Genomic DNA, 20,403 nt, shown 5'->3' with positions numbered 1-20,403 from the left:
AATTATTTATTAAAATATTTCTTTAATGCATCTACTTTATCGGTATGTTCCCAAGGTAAGTCAATATCATCCCTACCAAAGTGACCGTAAGCAGCAGTTTGTTCATAAATTGGCCGCTTTAAATTTAACATTTTAATAATTCCAGCCGGTCTTAAATCAAAAATATTTCTAACTGCCTTAACTAAATCATTCTCTGAAACTTTCGAAGTTCCAAAAGTATTGATTGAGATGGATACTGGTTGTGCAACTCCAATTGCATAGGCAATTTGAATCTCTACTTTGTGAGCTAATTTTGCAGCAACAATGTTTTTAGCAATGTACCTTGCTGCGTATGATGCAGAACGATCAACTTTAGTAGGATCTTTACCTGAAAAGGCACCTCCACCATGATGAGCTGCCCCACCATAAGTATCAACAATAATTTTTCGGCCAGTTAAACCAGCATCACCTTTAGGTCCACCAATGACAAAACGACCAGTTGGATTAACAAAATATTTAGTTTTATCATCTAACAAATTACTAGGAATTACAGCCTTAATAATTTTTTCTTTAACATCTTTTTTAATTTGATCTAAAGAAGCGTCAGGATCATGTTGTGTACTTAAAACAATGGTATCAACTCTAAATGGCTTATCATTATCATCATATTCAACCGTTACTTCTGATTTAGCATCAGGTCTTAAATAAGGGATCGTATGATTCTTTCTAACTTCAGCAGTTTTACGCATTAATTTGTGAGCTAATGAAATTGGTAATGGCATCAATTCAGGAGTTTCATCAACCGCATATCCAAACATAATCCCTTGATCGCCGGCACCGATTTGATCTAATTTATCCTTATTACCTTCACGATCTTCTAAGGAGTCATCAACGCCCTGTGCAATATCAGATGATTGTTCATCTAAAGCTACAATGACTGCACAAGTGTTACCATCAAAACCATATTGAGAATCGTCATACCCAATTCGATCAATTGTTTTTCTAACAATTTTTTGAATATTAACATAAGCGGTAGTTGAAATTTCTCCAAAAACTAATACTAAACCAGTAGTAACAGATGTTTCACATGCTACTCTTGCATTTGGATCTTTTTTTAATAGTGCATCTAAAATTGCATCACTAATTTGATCAGCAATTTTATCTGGATGTCCTTCAGAAACGGATTCTGAAGTAAATAAATGTTTTTCCACTTTAATTATTCCCCCTAATTGATTTGGTTACAAGGCATCTTCACATAAAAGTGAATCCTATCGGGAATATACACTTATAACTCTTATAAGAATAGCATAAAATCAATCATTTTAAAAGGTTAATTTTAAAGAATATAAAAAATAAAAAACGTTAAATTGCTAATACACAATTCAACGTTTCAATTTCATCTATCTAAAATCTAAAATGCCGGAGGTGGGGTTCGAACCCACACGGTCAATAAAGACCACGGGATTTTGAGTCCAGCGCGTCTGCCAGTTCCGCCACTCCGGCATGGATAAGATAAAATAAAGGCGGTAATCGGATTTGAACCGATGATAAAGGTTTTGCAGACCTCTGCCTTACCACTTGGCTATACCGCCATTATATATCTAAGTAATTAAACAGGGATAACAGGAATCGAACCCGCATCAACGGTTTTGGGGACCGGTATTCTACCATTAAACTATATCCCTATTATGGAGGAGAATGGATTTGAACCATCGAACCCGAAGGAGCGGATTTACGGTCCGCCGCGTTTAACCAGACTTCGCTACTCCTCCAAAAATGGCTCGGGACAGAATCGAACTGCCGACACACGAAGCTTCAATCCGTTGCTCTACCAACTGAGCTACCGAGCCATAATTTAATAATATATAAATGTAACGGTCCGTGCGAGGCTCGAACCCGCGACCTCCTGCGTGACAGGCAGGCGTCTTAAACCAACTGGACCAACGGACCAAAAAATATTTAAAAACAATGACCCGTACGGGATTCGAACCCATGTTACTGCCGTGAAAGGGCAGTGTCTTAAACCGCTTGACTAACGGGTCATAATAAATAAATACGGAGAGTGAGGGATTCGAACCCTCGAAACAGGCATTTACCCGTTTACATCATTTCCAATGATGCTCCATCAGCCACTCGGACAACTCTCCATAAATTACTCCGGCAGTCAGACTCGAACTGACGACAACCTGATTAACAGTCAAGTGCTCTACCAACTGAGCTATGCCGGAATAAAATCGCGTGGCAACGTCCTATCTTCGCAAGGGGCGATCCCCCAACTATTTTTGGCGTTTAGAAGCTTAACTACTGTGTTCGGCATGGTTACAGGTGTATCCTTCTAGCTATCGCCACCACACTATTTAATTGTTCAGAGAACTTCGTTCTCTCAAAACTAGCTAATATTAATTCCTAACTTCAACCGTTCCACCTTTTGTGGTTAAGTCCTCGATCGATTAGTACTAGTCCGCTTCATGCATCACTGCACTGCCACTTCTAGCCTATCTACCTGATCATCTTTCAGGGATCTTACTTTACGAAGAAATGGGAAATCTCATCTTGAGGTAAGTTTCACACTTAGATGCTTTCAGCGTTTATCTTATCCATACATAGCTACTCAGCAGTGCGCCTGGCGGCACAACTGATACACCAGCGGTATGTCCATCCCGGTCCTCTCGTACTAAGGATAGATCCTCTCAAATTTCCTGCGCCCGCGACGGATAGGGACCGAACTGTCTCACGACGTTCTAAACCCAGCTCGCGTACCGCTTTAATGGGCGAACAGCCCAACCCTTGGGACCAACTACAGCCCCAGGATGCGATGAGCCGACATCGAGGTGCCAAACCTCCCCGTCGATATGAACTCTTGGGGGAGATAAGCCTGTTATCCCCAGGGTAGCTTTTATCCGTTGAGCGATGGCCCTTCCATATGGAACCACCGGATCACTAAGTCCGACTTTTGTCCCTGTTCGACTTGTATGTCTCACAGTCAAGCTCCCTTATGCCTTTACACTCAATGAATGATTTCCAACCATTCTGAGGGAACCTTTGAGCGCCTCCGTTACAATTTAGGAGGCGACCGCCCCAGTCAAACTGCCAACCTGACACTGTCTCCCGCCACGATTAGTGGCGCGGGTTAGAGTGTCCACACAACAAGGGTAGTATCCCAACAACGCCTCCACCGAAACTAACGTTCCGGTTTCTACGGCTCCTACCTATCCTGTACAAGTCATGTCAACACCCAATATCAAGCTACAGTAAAGCTCCATGGGGTCTTTCCGTCCTGTCGCGGGTAACCTGCTTCTTCACAGGTATCTCAATTTCACCGAGTCCCTCGTTGAGACAGCGCTCAGATCGTTACACCTTTCGTGCGGGTCGGAACTTACCCGACAAGGAATTTCGCTACCTTAGGACCGTTATAGTTACGGCCGCCGTTTACTGGGGCTTCATTTCTGAGCTTCGCCGAAGCTAACTCATCCATTTAACCTTCCAGCACCGGGCAGGTGTCAGCCCTTATACTTCATCTTACGATTTTGCAAAAACCTGTGTTTTTAATAAACAGTCGCCTGAGCCTTTTCACTGCGGCTGCACTTGCGTGCAGCACCCCTTCTCCCGAAGTTACGGGGTCATTTTGCCGAGTTCCTTAACGAGGGTTCACTCGCTCACCTTAGGATACTCTCCTCGACTACCTGTGTCGGTTTGTGGTACGGGTAATTAATTGCTCACTAGAAACTTTTCTCGATAGTGTGACGTCAGTTACTTCCTTACTAAACTTCAGTCCTCATCACTGCTTGTCAACCCGGTCATAAGCATTTGACTCATGACCTGACTTACAGTTTGAACATGCACATCCAACGGCATGCATAACTTAGCCTCCTATGTCCTTCCATCGTTCAAGCACAACTAACTAGTACAGGAATCTCAACCTGTTATCCATCGCCTACGCCTTTCGGCCTGGGCTTAGGTCCCGACTAACCCTGGGAGGACGAGCCTTCCCCAGGAAACCTTAGTCATTCGGTGAACCAGATTCTCACTGGTTTTTCGCTACTCATACCGGCATTCTCACTTCTAAGCACTCCACAAGTTCTTACGATCCTGCTTCAATGCACTTAGAACGCTCTCCTATCACGTGACGAAGTCACGTCCACAATCTCGGTAACATGCTTAGCCCCGGTAAATTTTCGGCGCAAAATCACTCGACTAGTGAGCTATTACGCACTCTTTAAATGATGGCTGCTTCTGAGCCAACATCCTAGTTGTCTATGCAACTCCACTTCCTTTTCCACTTAGCATGTATTTAGGGACCTTAATTGGTGGTCTGGGCTGTTTCCCTTTCGACGGTGGATCTTATCACTCATCGTCTGACTCCTGGATATAAATCAATGGGCTTCGGAGTTTATCTAAACTTAGTAACTCAAGATGAGCCCCTCGTCTAAACAGTCGCTCTACCTCCATGATTCTCAACTCCAAGGCTAACCCTAAAGCTATTTCGGAGAGAACCAGCTATCTCCAAGTTCGTTTGGAATTTCACCGCTACCCACATCTCATCTTAGCACTTTTCAACGTACACAAGTTCGGACCTCCGGTGCGTTTTACCGCACTTTCATCCTGGACATGGGTAGATCACCTGGTTTCGGGTCTATCATTACATACTGAAACGCCCGTTTCAGACTCGCTTTCGCTGCGGCTCCGACTTATCATCTTAACCTTGCATGTAATCATAACTCGCCGGTTCATTCTGCAAGAGGCACGCTATCACCCGTTAACGGGCTCTAACTGCTTGTAGGCACATGGTTTCAAGAACTATTTCACTCCCCTTCCGGGGTGCTTTTCACCTTTCCCTCACGGTACTGGTTCACTATCGGTCACTAGTTAGTATTTAGCCTTGGGAGATGGTCCTCCCGGATTCCGACGATGTTTCACGTGTATCGCCGTACTCAGGATCCTGAACTGAGGGATTTTAATTTCACTTACGGGGCTGTCACCCACTTTGGCAAACCTTTCCAGGTTTTTCAGTTATTAAAATCTTTGGTAACTCAAATGTTCAGTCCTACAACCCCAACGAGCAAGCTCGTTGGTTTGGGCTGTTCCCCGTTCGCTCGCCGCTACTAAGGGAATCGAAATTTCTTTATTTTCCTGCGGGTACTGAGATGTTTCAGTTCCCCACGTTTACCTTTGATTAAACTAAGTTTAATCAATAATAACTCGTTAAAGCTATTGAGTTTCCTCATTCGGAAATCTCCGGATCAAAGCTTACGTACAGCTCTCCGAAGCATATCGCTGTTAGTCACGTCCTTCATCGGCTTCTAGTGCCAAGGCATCCACCATGCGCCCTTCATAACTTAACCTAATTGCCACTACGTGGCGCTTTTGGTTAATTGAGTAATTACGAAAATATATTTATTGAACTCAAAATAACACGGTGTTCTCGGTTGAAATTGAATAATTATATAAATTATCAATTCAATAGAAATTAATATTATCTAGTTTTCAAAGAACAAAGTATGACAATGAAATGTCAATGGAGAATAACGGGTTCGAACCGTTGACCTCCTGCTTGCAAAGCAGGTGCTCTCCCAACTGAGCTAATTCCCCAATATTACGGTCAGACCGTTAAATGGGCCTAGCTGGACTCGAACCATCGACCTCACGCTTATCAGGCGTGCGCTCTGACCAACTGAGCTATAGGCCCAACAAAACGCGATGCCAGTAGGCCTCTCAAAACTAAACAAGACATTTGCACAACATGTGTAAGTTTCCGAATTAAATCCTTAGAAAGGAGGTGATCCAGCCGCAGGTTCTCCTACGGCTACCTTGTTACGACTTCACCCTAATCATCTGTCCCACCTTAGACGGCTAGTTCCCCGAAGGGTTACATCACCGGCTTTGGGTGTTACAAACTCTCATGGTGTGACGGGCGGTATGTACAAGGCCTGAGAACGTATTCACCGTGGCATTCTGATCCACGATTACTAGTGATTCCAACTTCATGCAGGCGAGTTGCAGCCTGCAATCCGAACTGAGAACAGCTTTATGGGATTTGCTTGACCTCGCGGTTTTGCAACTCTTTGTACTGTCCATTGTAGCACGTGTGTAGCCCAGGTCGTAAGGGGCATGATGATTAGACGTCATCCCCGCCTTCCTCCGGTTTATCACCGGCAGTCTCACCAGAGTGCCCAACTGAATGCTGGCAACTGATAATAAGGGTTGCGCTCGTTGCGGGACTTAACCCAACATCTCACGACACGAGCTGACGACAACCATGCACCACCTGTCAATCTGTCCCCGAAGGGAACACCTAATCTCTTAGGCTAGCAGAAAGATGTCAAGACCTGGTAAGGTTCTTCGCGTAGCATCGAATTAAACCACATGCTCCACCACTTGTGCGGGCCCCCGTCAATTCCTTTGAGTTTCAACCTTGCGGTCGTACTCCCCAGGCGGAATGCTTAATGCGTTAGCTGCGGCACTAAAGGACGGAAATCCTCTAACACCTAGCATTCATCGTTTACGGCATGGACTACCAGGGTATCTAATCCTGTTCGCTACCCATGCTTTCGAGCCTCAACGTCAGTAACAGACCAGATAGCCGCCTTCGCCACTGGTGTTCTTCCATATATCTACGCATTTCACCGCTACACATGGAGTTCCACTATCCTTTTCTGCACTCAAGTTTCTTAGTTTCCAATGCACTTCTTCGGTTAAGCCGAAGGCTTTCACATTAGACTTAAAAAACCGCCTGCGCTCACTTTACGCCCAATAAATCCGGACAACGCTTGCCACCTACGTATTACCGCGGCTGCTGGCACGTAGTTAGCCGTGACTTTCTGGTTAGATACCGTCGAGATGTAAACAGTTACTCTTACACCTGTTCTTCTCTAACAACAGAGCTTTACGAGCCGAAACCCTTCATCACTCACGCGGCATTGCTTCATCAGACTTTCGTCCATTGTGAAAGATTCCCTACTGCTGCCTCCCGTAGGAGTCTGGACCGTGTCTCAGTTCCAATGTGGCCGATTACCCTCTCAGGTCGGCTACGTATCATCGCCTTGGTGAGCCATTATCCCACCAACTAGCTAATACGCCGCGGGTCCATCCAAAAGCGATAGCAGAGCCATCTTTCAAACATAGACCATGTGGTTTATGTTGTTATACGGTATTAGCATTTGTTTCCAAATGTTATCCCCTACTTCAGGGCAGGTTACCCACGTGTTACTCACCAGTTCGCCACTCGGTTAGATCTTAAGTCAAATTGATGCAAGCACCAACTATCATTAAGGAAACCTCGTTCGACTTGCATGTATTAGGCATGCCGCCAGCGTTCGTCCTGAGCCAGGATCAAACTCTCATTTTAAAAATGAAAAGTTTAATACAAAGCTCTTCTTAAAATAATTAAAAACGAATTAACTTCGTTCGCATAAGTTTGTTTGTTTTATATAAATATAAAACACCTTACACATCTTAGGTTGTTTAAATATCTTGTTCAGTTTTCAAAGACCTACTTATTAAAAGTATTGCTATAACGCAACATAAATAATAATATCATCACATAAAATAAATGTCAACTACTAATTGATATAATTAAATATGAAATTAATATAAAATACCAATTAAGCAACATGAATAATAATATCAAAAAATATTAAAACAGTCAATATGTTATTTATTTTATTTTAATATTTTTTATAATAACATCTTTTTTAGGACGATCATCATTATCAACGGGAATCTCAGCAATTTTATCAACTACATCCATCCCCTCAATTACCTGGCCAAAAACAGTATGACGAAAATCAAGCCAGGGTGCACCACCCATTTTATGATAAGCTTCAATAATATCTTTAGGAAAAGCAGCATCTTTCATTTGCTTAATTAATTTATCATTAACCGTTTTGTTTTGAACAATAAAAAATTGACTTCCATTAGTATTAGGGCCAGCATTTGCCATTGAAAGTGCTCCTCTTAAGTTATATAGTTCAGAAGAAAATTCGTCTTCAAAAGGATGATTCCAAATACTTTCTCCACCTGAACCAGTTCCAGTTGGATCTCCACCCTGAATCATAAAATCCTTTATAACACGATGAAAGTTACTATGATCATAGTAACCAGCATTTGATAACTCTCTAAAATTTTCTACAGTCTTAGGAGCATGTTTGGGAAACAATTGAATTTTAATTGAACCCAAATTTGTATTAATCGTAGCCTTAGGGCCATTTTGATTATTTAACGATAATTGAGGATAAGTATTCATGTTTACCTCCAAAATTTTATTTTTTATTTATAACTAACATTATACAACTATAACATTATATGTTTTTTTGTTAAAATTAAAATGTTGTTTTTAATTTGAAAAGGAGCTACACAATGGAAAATTTAATTAATTTTATATTACACATTAACGAGCATTTAGTAAACATTGTTAATCTTTTTGGTAATTGGACATATTTAATTATACTTCTTATTACTTTTATAGAAACAGGTGCAGTTATATTCCCATTTCTACCCGGTGATTCACTAATTTTTGCTGCAGCGGCTTTAACCGCAGATAGTAGATATCACTTAAGTATAATTGTATTATTACTGATTACTTTATTTGGTTCACTATTAGGTGATTCTTGTAATTTTGAAATTGGTAAAAAAGTAGGAATTAAGCTGTTAAACCATAAACTAGTTAAAAAATTAATTGGCCCTTCAAGTTTACAAAGGGTCAAAGATTTTATTAAACAAAATGGAACCGAATCACTGTTTCTAGCTAGATTTATCCCATTAATTCGAACTCTTGCTCCATTTATTGCAGCAAGCAGTGAAATTAAATACAAAGGATTTATTAAATATAATTGGCCTGCTTGTATCACCTGGACATTATTGTTTTGCTTAAGTGGGTATTTCTTTGGTAATATTCCATTTATTCAGAGCCATTTCTCATTAATCATCATAGGAATCATCGTAGTTTCTTTATTACCATCAATTATTGGGTTATTAAAAGCCTGCACTAAGAAATAGACCGTAAATCATGTTTTGCATTAAATACAATTAGAACCAAAATCAAAAGCAGAATGCCGAAAAACATCATAAAATATTGAAAAAACAACGAATTCGGTAATGCATTTATAATTGGATCAGCTTTAGAATTAAAGACCCAATCTAGATTACGAAACATCAATCGATGAAAAGCAATAAACAAATCATTAAAATCTAATCCAAATAGAAGCAATAAAATAAAAATAAATGATAATAATTTTTGACATGGTGAAATCAGTAGCCATGTCATTTTTCTTTTCATAAGTTGAATATAAAAATGAATTGAAAATGGAAATGTAATTAGCATTAGACCATGATTAAATAAAATTAATCTTTTTACATCCTTAAAATGCTGAATTGCTTTCATAGATGATTTTAAATATATCAAATTAAAATGATGTTCCCACGGAATTTGAATAAAACCAATCATTTGAAAATAAACGTGCATTAATTGAAAATGATTTAATCCCAAATTATTTCCAACATGTAAATAACAAATATTAAGATAATACAACCATGGTGAATTAACAGTTAAAAAAATTGAAAATGTAATAATATTAATTATCATGGTTAAAAACATAATATTAAATCTGAATGAGTGATCCATTTATATTGTCCACTCATCCAGTGAATCAATTTCATGGGTTGGCTTTTTCTTCATGTTACTGACCTGATTCTTAGTGGAAACCCCCGTATATACTAACAATGTATCAATGCCAAAATTAATTCCTGCCATAATGTCAGTCATGTAGTTATCGCCGACCATAACAACATCTGATTTTCTTAATCCAATTAATTTTAAAGCATTTTTTAAAATAATTGTTTTTGGTTTTCCAATTAAGATTGGTTGTTTTTGAGTTGCATATTTAACCATTTCAACCAAGGAACCAGCACCAGGTAACATCCCACGTTCATTTGGTATATTTGTATCAGAATTAGTACCGATAAAGGTCGCACCATGTTGAATTGCTAAGGTGGCTAAACAAAATTTTTCATACGTAACGTTTCGATCTAATCCCACAACAACATAGTTAGGATGATCAGAAGTAATGTGAAACCCCTTCCTTATCAAAGCTTGGTTTAGTCCTTCTTCTCCGATAACATAAACCGTCCGTTTTTTAGAAGCATTCTGATCCAGATAATCAGCAGTTGCCAATCCAGCTGTATAAACATTACTATCTTTAACGTGAATATCATGATTTTTAGATAAATTGGACACAACATCAGATGGCATTTTAGTGGTGTTATTGGTTACAAATAGAAATGGAATGTGATTATGCTTTAAACGGTCAATAAATCTTTTAGCAGCTGGAATACGGTGCTTTCCTGCATATATTGTTCCATCAAGATCGATAAAATATCCTCTATAAGTCAAATCCATTACTTCCTAACCTTTTTTTGTCGAATCGTAAAATGATGCCGACCCCTACCTTTCGATTTGGTTACAACCATTCGTCCCCGCTTATTTTCAACGGCAGATGTTCGGCGCTTACCCACTCGTCGTCTAATTCGAATGTGTTTACCCTTAATTTTAAATTTCTTGCCATTTTGGTAAAGTCGCTTTTTGCGATGGGTAACAAAATGTTTTTTAATTACTTCCAAATTACATAAAACGTAATAATGAACACCAAAATTACAATATTCCATTAAATAATCCTGTAAAGAACTAATTTTACCATTGTTATTAACTTCTCTACTATCAGCATAAAATCCTTTTAATCTTAATTGATCAAAGCTAATGTCTCCCACAATAAAATCGTACTTACTAAGCATGGGATTATACTTTCTTTGAAATTGATCAATTTCAAAGCTATCAGAAGGATTAGCAACAATTTCGTAGTGATGGCCATTAATGGTTAACTTGTTTTCTGTTAATTGTTTTACATCCGCTAATGGACGCTCCTGTTTCACATTTTCTTCAATTAATTCCTCAATACTTTTTCGATTCACAAAAACACCTCGTTTATTTATTAAGAGGATAAGCTTTACCTAAGTAATCAGCAAAAACCTCTCTTAAATTTTGATCATAAAAAATATGGTTATCTCCAGCAATTTGAACGGTTGGGAAGAACGGAATATAAATATAATGATCTAATAACGCAATTGAATACGTCTTATCATTTTCAACCGGTCTACCATTAAAAATGGTCCGTTGTTTCTTATCGTCATATTTAATTCCCAGATAATTTAATTTACCAAAATACTTGCCACGAAATCCCATTCCTTTTTGTTGGAATTTAACTAGAAAACGCTTATTTTTTTCCATTTCCTGAACCAAACGGTTTAAATTATACCCGGTTAAAGTTGTTCTAACAACATGCATGTTATGTGGTAATAACTGGTGCAAATAATTCATGTTGATGATTCCAGCTGGCAAATTACGCAAAAATAATCCAGAATTAATCACCGCTGCATCAGTATGCGCTTTGGCACTTAAAGCCTTTAACCCAATGTTTATCATTTGATTGCGTTTCAATAAATTAGCTTTCAATTCAGTTGGCAAATAAGCTATTTTCTGATTTGCCAATAAATGATTACCAAGTTCAATATAATGATTAATTTCAGTTTTATCACCAGATTGTTCAGGTAAATCACTTGTTTTCACGACAGAAGCTTCCCTACTTTCGACATGATGGTGTTTTAATGTCAATTTAACACACCCAACATAATGACCATACTTTTGAGCTGCTGCTAACATTGTCCGGTTGATTTCTTCACCATGAACTAGTAAATGGTGGGTATGTCCACCAATGATCACATCGAATAAAGAATTATGCTTTGCAATCTTACGGTCGGTGAAAATTCCTAGATGTGACAATAAAATTGTAACATCAGCCTTACCATCAATTTTTTTGGCTAATTTTGGCATCACCTGTTTAGGAGTCATTGGATCCCATCCTAACAAACGATAAGTTGCATATGGAACGGTTAACCCTAAGATCATAATTCTAGTATGATTTGGTGTTTCAATGGTTTTACTTGGAATTGCCCACTTAGGTTTTTGGTTAGTCGTCTTATCAATTAAATTATCTAAAATAATATTAAAATTAGCATGATCATATAAATGGTTCAATTGATTATGGGTATTAGTGAGTCCTTCATTATTACCGATCGTTGCGGCATCATAATGAACCTGATTTAGTAATTTAACGTTAGCTTGCCCGGCAGTTGCATCAGTTAACGGATGAAAATGATCAATTGCATCCCCATCGTCTACCGTTAACACAAAGTACCCTTGTTTTTCTAAAACGGCTTTCTGATGAACTAAATAACGTCTAATTTTAGGCCAGTTTTCAAAATGTGAATGCAAATCATTAGTGTGTAAAATTGCAATTTTTTCATCCATTTAAGTCACCCTTTTTATTTTAAATTATCATTGACGCTTATCAAAATCAATTGCTTTACCTCTTACCATTTGTTCAATTTCTTGTTCAGAAAAAGGCGTCCCAAATGAAATTTTATGATCTAAATATTGTACTTCTGGAGTATCAATCCCAACATTAATGTTTTCCTTAATTGGAATTGAATTGTGGTGAATATGCCCATGTAAATTAATAATTTGTTTTACAATTCCAAGCAACATTGGGTAATGGGTCATATAATACTGACAATGATTAAACTTAATTAAAGCCCCAACGTCATGAAATTGAAATTTTGGCTTCCCATCAACATCAAAATTATGGTTAGCTAAATATTTAAATAAACTACGGCTATCATGATTACCCTTAATTAAAATCAAATGACCATTTAATTGTTTTAAAACACTAAAAACAGCCTGGTTAGATAAAACTGCTGGATGGGTAAAATACACTGCAATATCACCCAAATGATAGACTGTATCATCCGGTTTAACACGTTGATTCCAGTTATCAATAATTGTTTGATTCATTTCATCAACGGTTTTAAAAGGCCGCGGTGCAAAATTATCAATTCCCAATAAATATTTATCAAAGAAATGAGTATCTGCTGTAAAATATTGCATTAAGATTCCTTCCTTTAATTTCAAATACAAAAAAATCCTAATTATGATTAGGATTTTAAATTACTATTCTCTTTTCATGCTAATAATGACATACAATAAAATCAACCAAATGACCGATCCAATTAATGCAATTAGTGTTTCAGTTTTAAATAATAAGATGATACCAACAAAAGCGAAGAAAATTAAAACAAAATAGTCCGAATATGGATAAAATGGTTCCTTGAATGTAAGCTTATTTTCATCATTATTTTTGGTAACTTTTTGACGATATTTAAGATGTGAAACAATAATTGTCCCCCAAATAAATAAGAAACACGTTGTTGCAACGCTTGAAATAAATGTAAAAATAATCCCCGGTAAAAGCAAGTTCATTAAAACTGAAATTGCAATCACAATAATTGAAATAAAAATCGCATGGATTGGAATTTGATGCTTTGATATTTGTTTTAAATACCTCGTAAATTTAGAATTAGACTTCGTATCCGATGCTAATGAAAATAACATTCGACCGGTTGTAAAAATACCACTGTTACAAGATGAAGCTGCTGCCGTTAAAACAACAAAGTTAATGATGGCAGCTGCCGATCTAATTCCAATGTTTTGAAAAACTTGAACAAATGGACTAGAAGATGCTGAAATGTAATTCCACGGATAAATACACATCAATGCAATTAACGATCCAACATAAAACAAAATGATTCTTAATGGAACCTCATTAATACTTTCTGGTAAAACTTTTTTGGCATCCTGAGTTTCAGAAGTTGTCATTCCAATCATTTCAATCCCAACAAAACTGAAAATAACCATCTGAAATGATAGTAAAAATCCTTTTAATCCATGCGGAAAAATTCCACCACGGAAAAGATTCATCACACTTGAATGACCAACTGGCGTTTTATAATTAATAATCACCAACCAAATTCCGACTAAAATTAAAATAACGATTGCAACTACTTTAATAATTGCAAACCAAAATTCAGCTTCACCAAAAATACCCACATTTAAAGAATTAAATAAAAACAGTAATATAATTAAAACGACTCCTGTAACCCACTGTGGTAAATTTGGAAACCAGAATTGCATATATAATCCAGATGCGGTTACTTCCGCCATTGCAATACATATCCAACAGATCCAATAAGTCCAACCGGCAACAAAACCAGTCTTGCGACCTAAGTACCTAGTAATAAATTCAATGTATGAATGACAATTAAGATCTGATAACAATAGTTCACCCAAAGCACGCATTAATAAAAAGCAAGCAATTCCAGCAATTAAATAAGCAAAAATGATAGAGGGACCTGCTAAGTGAATTGATTGCCCTGATCCTAGAAATAATCCAGTTCCAATCGTCCCACCAAGGGCCATTAACTGGACATGACGAGCTTTTAACCCTCTTGATAATTGCTCGTTGTTTTGTTGTTCATCTGACATTTCTCTAAAAACCTTCTTTAATAAATATATACTTTATATTATACAAAAAGACATGCCTAATTACATGTCTTTTAATCATAATTTTATTTAACTATTTATTTTGAAGCATTTTTTAATCTTTCAACATCACGAACAATCATCAATTCTTCATTTGTTGGAATTAATAAAGTCTTAACTTTAGCATCATCTGAACTAATATCACGTTCTTGACCACGAATATGATTCTTCTTAGGATCAACATCAATTCCAAAGTAGCTCAATTTATCGGTAACTTCCTGTCTGATACCAATATCATTTTCGCCAACACCAGCCGTAAATACGATCGCATCAACGCCGTTCATCTCAGCAATATATTGGCCAACATATCTGATAATTCGATTCTTAAACATTTCTCTTGCTAACATTGCACGGTGATTATGTGACATAACTTTTTCTAATTCACGCATATCAGCAGAAACACCAGAAACACCAGCTAAACCGGATTTACTATTTAAAATGTTAATCATATCATTTGGATTCTTAATATGTTCTTTTTCCATCACAAATGAAACCACTGATGGATCAATATCTCCAGAACGAGTTGCCATCATAATTCCAGTTAATGGAGTAAAACCCATCGAAGTATCTAATGATTTTCCATGATCAATTGCACAAATTGAAGCACCAGCGCCAATATGCATTACAATTAGTTTTAAATCTTTTAATGGTTTTCCTAACATTTTTGAAGCACGTTTAGAAACATATCGGTAACTTGTTCCATGAGCACCATACTTTCTAGCACCATACTTTTGATAATATTTATATGGAAAGCCATATAAATAATTCTTTTCAGGAATAGTATGATGGAATGAAGTATCAAAAACAGCAACATTAATAACATTAGGTAAAATTTTCTTGAATGCTTTAATTCCAAGAATATTTGCTGGTTCATGTAATGGTGCTAATTCTGATAAGTTTTCAAGTTTTTTCATAACATCATCAGTAACCACAACTGAATCATTAAATTCTTCTCCACCAGCAACAACACGGTGACCAACACCAGTGATTTCATCATAATGTTTAACAATCTTTAAGCTAATTAGTTTATCAAGCATTAATTTAATTGCAGCACTATGATCATTAACGTCTTGAACATCCTTGAATTTTTTGCCATTAAATTTAATTGAAATATTAGATTTACCCAATCCAATTCGATCAATCGATCCACTACTAATTAATTTTTCTGATGGCATTTCAAATAATTTAAACTTTAATGTTGAACTTCCAGCGTTAACAGCAATTGTTTTTTCCATAAGCTTACTCCCCATTATTCTAAAGTTTTATTTTAATAAATCTTCTTCTTCCCATTTGACTATACCAGCCATAAATTTCTGAAATTCAGAAACATTTTTAAATGATGGGAAATCCCCAAGCATGACTTGTTTAGCTTGTTTAGCTTTATCACCATGCTTTTGAAGAATTAAAATTGACTTTCTAGCACTAACATTGCTAAATAGTTCCTTAGGCAAATTTAACATTGCTTGTAAGTAACAGGAACCCTCAATCCATTTTAACAGACTTTTGGATTCTTGACTCTGAAAAATATTACTAGGTACTAAGAAAACACCTAATCCACCTGTTTTAACATGGTTCATCCCTTGCTCTATCAATAAATGATGTGCAAATGAATGCCCATTGTTAGAACTGGTTTGGTAATTTGTAGTATTAGCATCAATTGGATAATAGCCAATTGGTAAATCAGACATTACTAAATCCATGTCATCAACCAAAATATTGTTAACCGCATCTTGATGCATCAATTCAACTGGAACATTTTGCATTTGGGAACTGATACTAGCAACAGCTAATTCAGAATCATCATTATCAATTCCAATGCCATTTATCTTAGCATGTAAAGCATCTTTTAGTTGATGCATTACAGCAGTTAACAAATTTCCACTTCCAACCGTTAAATCAAAAATATTAATTGTTGATTTATTCTTCAATAATCTAATTACCAAGTATCCCATAATAAATGCAATTGTATCAGGTGTAACTTGATGATTAGCTTGAATTTCATCTTCTTTAATTGCCTTGATCAACACTAATTGAATTGCTTTTCTAATACTTTCAGAATTCATACTGTGATAATCAACTTTAGCATAAATTTGTTCTAATTTTTGAACTGTGTTTTGATCAGGAAGTCCATCACTGGTAGCAACCTGATTGCCATCTAAAATATTATTACCAGTTTCAATAAACGCATCCATATAGGAAACGTTCAATGATTGTCTTAATAATTGATTAGACTGGTCAAACACAGAAAACAATTCTTGAGTATCTTTTTCTGACAGTATGATCAGCTCCTCTAATATGCAATATTATAATCACTTTTATATTACCAGAATTACGATCATAAATTCAAGAATTGCTTATATTAATGGTTTTTTAAATGTTTAATGTGGGAATGGCTGATTTCAACGTTTCTTTTTTGATAAGTTCTAATTAATTGATTATTTAACCATGTTTCATTTTTATAATCAATGATTTGAAATTCTAGAATAATCGTCAGTAGCAAAAGAAAATAAATAGCAATGACGGTTGCTGAACCATTCTTAACATTACTTATCATTAATTTGCTCCATTAGGCTATGAAAGGTGTATTTTTGCCCATTTGTTAAATTAATATTAAAGGTTAAGATTGGTTGATGATAACTCAAATCAATCCATTCAACTTTTGACAATAAAGGCATATAACCACCTTCTCCTTGTTTCGACATGTATAATTCATGATTTTTAGAATTAATTTTTAATAAATAGAATTGATGCTGACTTAGACTGTATAAAGTTAAATGTTGATGGCGATTAGCAATCTGAAAATTAAAATGAGATGACTCTATAAAATTAATCCATTGATATACTTCACTAGTTCGATCTTTAAAATCTGGTTTTTGATTGATAACAAGAATAAAACCATGAATTAATATTATGATAAATGAAATTAAAAGGAGTGAAAAAATGGTTTCAATTAATGTAAATCCAGATTTACTTGAATCGATTTTGAATTTGATTTTCATATGTTTTCCGTGATTGAATGACCATTTGATTTTGACGATAAAGCGATCGATTAATTGTCGAATTAAATTGAAAATAAAATATCATCCCCGTCGTAATCAAGGATAAACCAACCATCGAATCAGCCATCCAAAAACCATTCTTTTTATTTTTAATATAAATTATAAACGCCCCACCCTAATTGAAATTTTTGAAAAATATCATGATTAGAATTATATGAATGCCAAACAACCGTTTGTGGATCAATAAAGCCATCACTTTGAATGTGAATCGAAGCACCATGATTAAAATTCTTTTTAACAAAACGTAGTCCTGATGGTACATGAAGGGTCGATGATTTTTGATGAGATGTAAAGACAATATTTTGAGAATGAAAAGTAATCATCGATGGAAAATGATTTTGTTTAGTCTGAAATTCTAATTGATCAAATTTAGTTTTAAAACTATGCCAAAATAAGCGTTCTTCAGATTGATGATTAGAAAAACTAGCAATAGCAAATAAGCTTAATCCCAGTATTAAAGTCGATAAGAACAAGACAATCATTACTTCTAGTAGTGTAAAGCCACATTTAAAATCAATTTTTTTGAGCATGATTATTTACAATTTGAATTCCTTCCTTTTGAGCTTCATCAACCTGCTTCCCAGTTAAATATCCAGATTGTTCTAAACTATTGTATTTAACATCTGATGACGGAAAAGTACTTAAATACGAATCAATTTGCGTTTGAATCATTGATGTCATTGCTGATTCATGAATTGTCTGAGCCTTATGACGCTGGTTATTAAGATTAGGAATAATAATTAAAATTAATAGTGAAATAATAAATAATACGATCGTCATTTCGATTAATGTAAACCCAGATTTCATGTTTTTTAAAGTCATTCAATAAATCCCCCTTAGTGATTGATACATTGGCATTAGCATATTTAAATACGTCGTGATAATAGCAATTCCGATTAATGCAAAGATGGCTGGTTGAATAAATGTAATTAAACGGTTAGTCCTTAATTCAATCTGTTTAAAACATAACTTAGAAAAAGCATTTAAATTTTTAGCAACTACGTCTAATGAATCTCCCTTTGATAAAAATAAATAAACTTGATTGGGAATAAACGAATGCCGATTAGAAACAGCTTTAAAATCCTTTCCTTGATTAAGGGTATTTGATACTTCTTGCCCTAGTTGATGCATCAAAGAATCACTACCAAAATTCTTCATAATATTTAAAATATCATTAATGTTCATCCCACTTTTAATCATTAGACTTAAATTGTTTGCAATGTAATATCCGTAATAATCACGGCAAATTTTGCCAATTAAGGGAATTTTAATAATTAAATCAATTTGTTCAAATTTAGGACGGTGTAAATAAATATCAATCAAACTTAGCATCATAATAATTAAAATTAATAAAATGAAACCCATCAAATAAAAGTTTAATGGTTTAGACGAATCTTTTTGAACTAATCCATTTAATTGGGGAAGTACTAAGACTTTAATTCCAATAATAATTGAAATTAATAAGATCAATAAAAATAATGGATACATAATAATTTCTTTTAATTTTCTCTTCTGCCTGCATTTCAAATCAACATAATCAACAATTGTCTCCAAACAAGAAAGAATATTTCCATGTTTTTCAGCCATTTGAATTTGATCACATAAATTTGAACTAATAAACGGACGGATACAATTTGAAAATTGTTCACCCCGTTCTAAACGTTCAAGCATTTGTGTCACTGCGTAAGAATTAAAATTAGCCACTTTTAAGAATTTCAAAGCATCATAAAAGGTAAATCCGGATTGAAATAAATCATATAAATTTCTAAATAGAAAAATTTGATCAGACATCTTTAATTTATCCGTACCAGTAATCTTCAGCTTGTTTAATATTAATGATTTGATTTTGAACCAATTCATTTAAATGATTCCTCCAGTCTTGATAAAAGGATTGATTATCATTTCCTAAAAATAAATTCTCACATTCATTAATGCTTAGCAAAGCACCAAGTCCATTTGGAATTTTAATAATTCTTTGGTATATAATTGAATTCAAACTTTGCTTTAAATGATATTCAGAAATTCCCAATTGACGTAGTCTATTAATCACCCCTAATGGAGTTTTAGCGTGAACAGTGCTCATAACTAAATGGCCACTTAACGAAGCTTCAATTGCCACTTTTGCGGTCTGTTCATCCCGGATTTCACCAATAATAAATACATCCGGTCGATGCCTTAAACCGACCTTAAGCAATTCTTGATATGACATATTAGCATCATCATTGACTTGTAGTTGTAAAAATTGTTCCGCCCTAATTTCAACCGGATCTTCAATCGTCATTACCATTTTATCTTGACAATTACGTTGGGCTAAATGATAAATACTGGTCGTTTTACCTGAACCTGTTGGACCTGCAAATAGCATTAGGCCACGTTTCTTAGATAAATGTTCCAGTTCTTTAAACTGATTTCTGAAAACAAAATGTTGATTAGTTGCTTTTAAATCATACATAATTCTAATCACCAATGATTCTTGATTTTTAAAATTACTAACGGTTGAAAAACGTAAATACAAATTTTGATGATTAACAATCAAAGTCATTGAACCTAATTGGGGCCGACGGTGTTCACTAATAACCATTCCACTCTTATATTTACAATAATTAATAATTTTAGAAGCAAACTCATTTGTGATTGATCGATAATGGAATGTTTTAAAATTAGAATGCATTCTAATATCATATGATTTATTTTGGGGAATAATGTATATATCAGAATATTGTTTCAAAATTGAAACCCGAATTATTTCTGTCAACCATTTATTAATACTCATGCTTTCTCCCTCCTCTTCCCTATAAAATACGTTTATTAAGATATTTTTTGCGAAAAAAAGATCCAACAATTAATAAATTGTTGGATCCCATTTAATTTGTTTTATTT

General features: G+C 35.4%; 18 protein-coding genes, 11 tRNA genes, 3 rRNA genes and 1 riboswitch. Of the genes, 1 reads left to right on the top strand and 31 read right to left on the bottom strand.

Translation table 11 applies throughout. The annotated features are described in order from the left end of the window. Positions 1-2: 2 nt before the first annotated feature. The 16 genes from metK to WR164_RS03495 form a co-directional block, all read right to left on the bottom strand. Entirely contained in the window at positions 3-1,190 is a 1,188-nt protein-coding gene (gene metK, locus WR164_RS03570) for a methionine adenosyltransferase (RefSeq protein WP_286136177.1), read from the bottom strand. Beyond that, positions 1,190-1,275, bottom strand: a riboswitch (SMK box riboswitch). It overlaps the preceding gene by 1 nt. A gap of 121 nt (positions 1,276-1,396) precedes the next feature. Beyond that, positions 1,397-1,482, bottom strand: a tRNA-Leu gene (locus tag WR164_RS03565). Positions 1,483-1,500: 18 nt separating this feature from the next. Then, a tRNA-Cys gene (locus tag WR164_RS03560) sits at positions 1,501-1,571 on the bottom strand. Positions 1,572-1,593: 22 nt separating this feature from the next. Further along, positions 1,594-1,664: transfer RNA gene (locus WR164_RS03555), tRNA-Trp, on the bottom strand. Positions 1,665-1,668: 4 nt separating this feature from the next. Then, positions 1,669-1,751: transfer RNA gene (locus tag WR164_RS03550), tRNA-Tyr, on the bottom strand. Positions 1,752-1,756: 5 nt separating this feature from the next. Continuing rightward, positions 1,757-1,829 (bottom strand) — tRNA-Phe (locus WR164_RS03545). Positions 1,830-1,854: 25 nt separating this feature from the next. Continuing rightward, positions 1,855-1,929 (bottom strand) — tRNA-Asp (locus tag WR164_RS03540). Between the two features lie 19 nt (positions 1,930-1,948). Further along, positions 1,949-2,021: transfer RNA gene (locus WR164_RS03535), tRNA-Glu, on the bottom strand. A 14-nt stretch (positions 2,022-2,035) separates the two neighbouring features. Continuing rightward, positions 2,036-2,126, bottom strand: a tRNA-Ser gene (locus WR164_RS03530). Positions 2,127-2,134: 8 nt separating this feature from the next. Further along, a tRNA-Asn gene (locus WR164_RS03525) sits at positions 2,135-2,207 on the bottom strand. Between the two features lie 8 nt (positions 2,208-2,215). Next, a 5S ribosomal RNA gene (gene rrf / locus WR164_RS03520) occupies positions 2,216-2,332 on the bottom strand. 77 nt (positions 2,333-2,409) lie between these two features. Further along, a 23S ribosomal RNA gene (locus WR164_RS03515) occupies positions 2,410-5,321 on the bottom strand. A gap of 174 nt (positions 5,322-5,495) precedes the next feature. Continuing rightward, a tRNA-Ala gene (locus tag WR164_RS03510) sits at positions 5,496-5,568 on the bottom strand. Positions 5,569-5,591: 23 nt separating this feature from the next. After that, positions 5,592-5,665 (bottom strand) — tRNA-Ile (locus WR164_RS03505). Between the two features lie 83 nt (positions 5,666-5,748). Further along, a 16S ribosomal RNA gene (locus WR164_RS03500) occupies positions 5,749-7,324 on the bottom strand. The 16S, 23S and 5S rRNA genes sit together here with 11 tRNA genes alongside, the layout of an rRNA operon. 309 nt (positions 7,325-7,633) lie before the next feature. After that, on the bottom strand, positions 7,634-8,221 hold the full coding sequence (locus WR164_RS03495; protein ID WP_286136176.1) for a peptidylprolyl isomerase: 588 nt from the start codon (positions 8,219-8,221) through the stop codon (positions 7,634-7,636). Between the two features lie 113 nt (positions 8,222-8,334). On the opposite strand from WR164_RS03495, the gene WR164_RS03490 reads away from it, so the two are divergent. Further along, positions 8,335-8,973 (top strand): VTT domain-containing protein, encoded by a 639-nt coding sequence (locus tag WR164_RS03490; protein ID WP_286136175.1) that lies wholly within the window; start codon positions 8,335-8,337, stop codon positions 8,971-8,973. On the opposite strand, the gene WR164_RS03485 is transcribed toward WR164_RS03490, so the two are convergent. From WR164_RS03485 to comGA, 15 genes are all read right to left on the bottom strand, one after another. Then, positions 8,963-9,598 (bottom strand): TIGR01906 family membrane protein, encoded by a 636-nt coding sequence (locus WR164_RS03485; RefSeq protein WP_286136174.1) that lies wholly within the window; start codon positions 9,596-9,598, stop codon positions 8,963-8,965. The genes WR164_RS03490 and WR164_RS03485 overlap by 11 nt on opposite strands. Continuing rightward, positions 9,599-10,372 (bottom strand): TIGR01457 family HAD-type hydrolase, encoded by a 774-nt coding sequence (locus WR164_RS03480; protein WP_286136173.1) that lies wholly within the window; start codon positions 10,370-10,372, stop codon positions 9,599-9,601. It lies immediately after the preceding gene. Further along, entirely contained in the window at positions 10,372-10,941 is a 570-nt protein-coding gene (locus WR164_RS03475; protein ID WP_286136172.1) for a YutD family protein, read from the bottom strand. Before WR164_RS03475 ends, WR164_RS03480 begins: the two co-directional genes overlap by 1 nt. A 13-nt stretch (positions 10,942-10,954) precedes the next feature. Then, positions 10,955-12,337 carry a bifunctional metallophosphatase/5'-nucleotidase gene (locus WR164_RS03470; protein ID WP_286136171.1) on the bottom strand — a complete coding sequence of 461 codons (1,383 nt, stop codon included), beginning with the start codon at positions 12,335-12,337 and terminating at the stop codon, positions 10,955-10,957. 27 nt (positions 12,338-12,364) lie between these two features. Next, the gene (locus WR164_RS03465) at positions 12,365-12,973 is read right to left on the bottom strand and encodes a metallophosphoesterase (protein WP_286136170.1); all 609 of its coding nucleotides are present in this window, start codon (positions 12,971-12,973) and stop codon (positions 12,365-12,367) included. 63 nt (positions 12,974-13,036) lie between these two features. Further along, on the bottom strand, positions 13,037-14,407 hold the full coding sequence (locus WR164_RS03460; protein ID WP_286136169.1) for an amino acid permease: 1,371 nt from the start codon (positions 14,405-14,407) through the stop codon (positions 13,037-13,039). A gap of 95 nt (positions 14,408-14,502) precedes the next feature. Continuing rightward, positions 14,503-15,699 carry an acetate/propionate family kinase gene (locus WR164_RS03455; protein ID WP_286136168.1) on the bottom strand — a complete coding sequence of 399 codons (1,197 nt, stop codon included), beginning with the start codon at positions 15,697-15,699 and terminating at the stop codon, positions 14,503-14,505. Between the two features lie 27 nt (positions 15,700-15,726). Next, positions 15,727-16,707 (bottom strand): class I SAM-dependent methyltransferase, encoded by a 981-nt coding sequence (locus WR164_RS03450; RefSeq protein WP_309297714.1) that lies wholly within the window; start codon positions 16,705-16,707, stop codon positions 15,727-15,729. 116 nt (positions 16,708-16,823) lie between these two features. Beyond that, positions 16,824-17,018, bottom strand: coding sequence for a hypothetical protein (locus WR164_RS03445; protein ID WP_286136166.1), 195 nt, complete (start codon positions 17,016-17,018; stop codon positions 16,824-16,826). Next, the gene (locus tag WR164_RS03440; protein WP_286136165.1) at positions 17,008-17,463 is read right to left on the bottom strand and encodes a competence type IV pilus minor pilin ComGF; all 456 of its coding nucleotides are present in this window, start codon (positions 17,461-17,463) and stop codon (positions 17,008-17,010) included. The genes WR164_RS03445 and WR164_RS03440 overlap by 11 nt, the downstream gene beginning before the upstream one ends. After that, the gene (locus WR164_RS03435) at positions 17,432-17,590 is read right to left on the bottom strand and encodes a hypothetical protein (protein WP_286136164.1); all 159 of its coding nucleotides are present in this window, start codon (positions 17,588-17,590) and stop codon (positions 17,432-17,434) included. The genes WR164_RS03440 and WR164_RS03435 overlap by 32 nt, the downstream gene beginning before the upstream one ends. A gap of 22 nt (positions 17,591-17,612) precedes the next feature. Next, positions 17,613-18,053, bottom strand: a complete 441-nt coding sequence (locus WR164_RS03430) for a PulJ/GspJ family protein (protein ID WP_286136163.1) — start codon at positions 18,051-18,053, stop codon at positions 17,613-17,615. Next, positions 18,037-18,345 carry a competence type IV pilus major pilin ComGC gene (comGC, locus tag WR164_RS03425; protein ID WP_286136162.1) on the bottom strand — a complete coding sequence of 103 codons (309 nt, stop codon included), beginning with the start codon at positions 18,343-18,345 and terminating at the stop codon, positions 18,037-18,039. Before comGC ends, WR164_RS03430 begins: the two co-directional genes overlap by 17 nt. Beyond that, a complete protein-coding gene (comGB, locus tag WR164_RS03420) occupies positions 18,346-19,383 on the bottom strand; it encodes a competence type IV pilus assembly protein ComGB (protein WP_286136161.1) in 1,038 nt (345 codons plus the stop codon). Continuing rightward, positions 19,322-20,296: a competence type IV pilus ATPase ComGA gene (gene comGA / locus WR164_RS03415; protein WP_286136160.1), complete on the bottom strand. Its 975-nt coding sequence runs from the start codon at positions 20,294-20,296 to the stop codon at positions 19,322-19,324. Before comGA ends, comGB begins: the two co-directional genes overlap by 62 nt. Between the last annotated feature and the right edge of the window lie 107 nt (positions 20,297-20,403).

Origin of the sequence: Philodulcilactobacillus myokonensis, assembly GCF_027923585.1 — a bacterium.
In the GTDB taxonomy this organism is placed as follows: domain Bacteria; phylum Bacillota; class Bacilli; order Lactobacillales; family Lactobacillaceae; genus Philodulcilactobacillus; species Philodulcilactobacillus myokonensis.
Note: the sequence above shows the minus strand (reverse complement) of the source record. Positions and strands in the feature narration are given on the sequence as shown.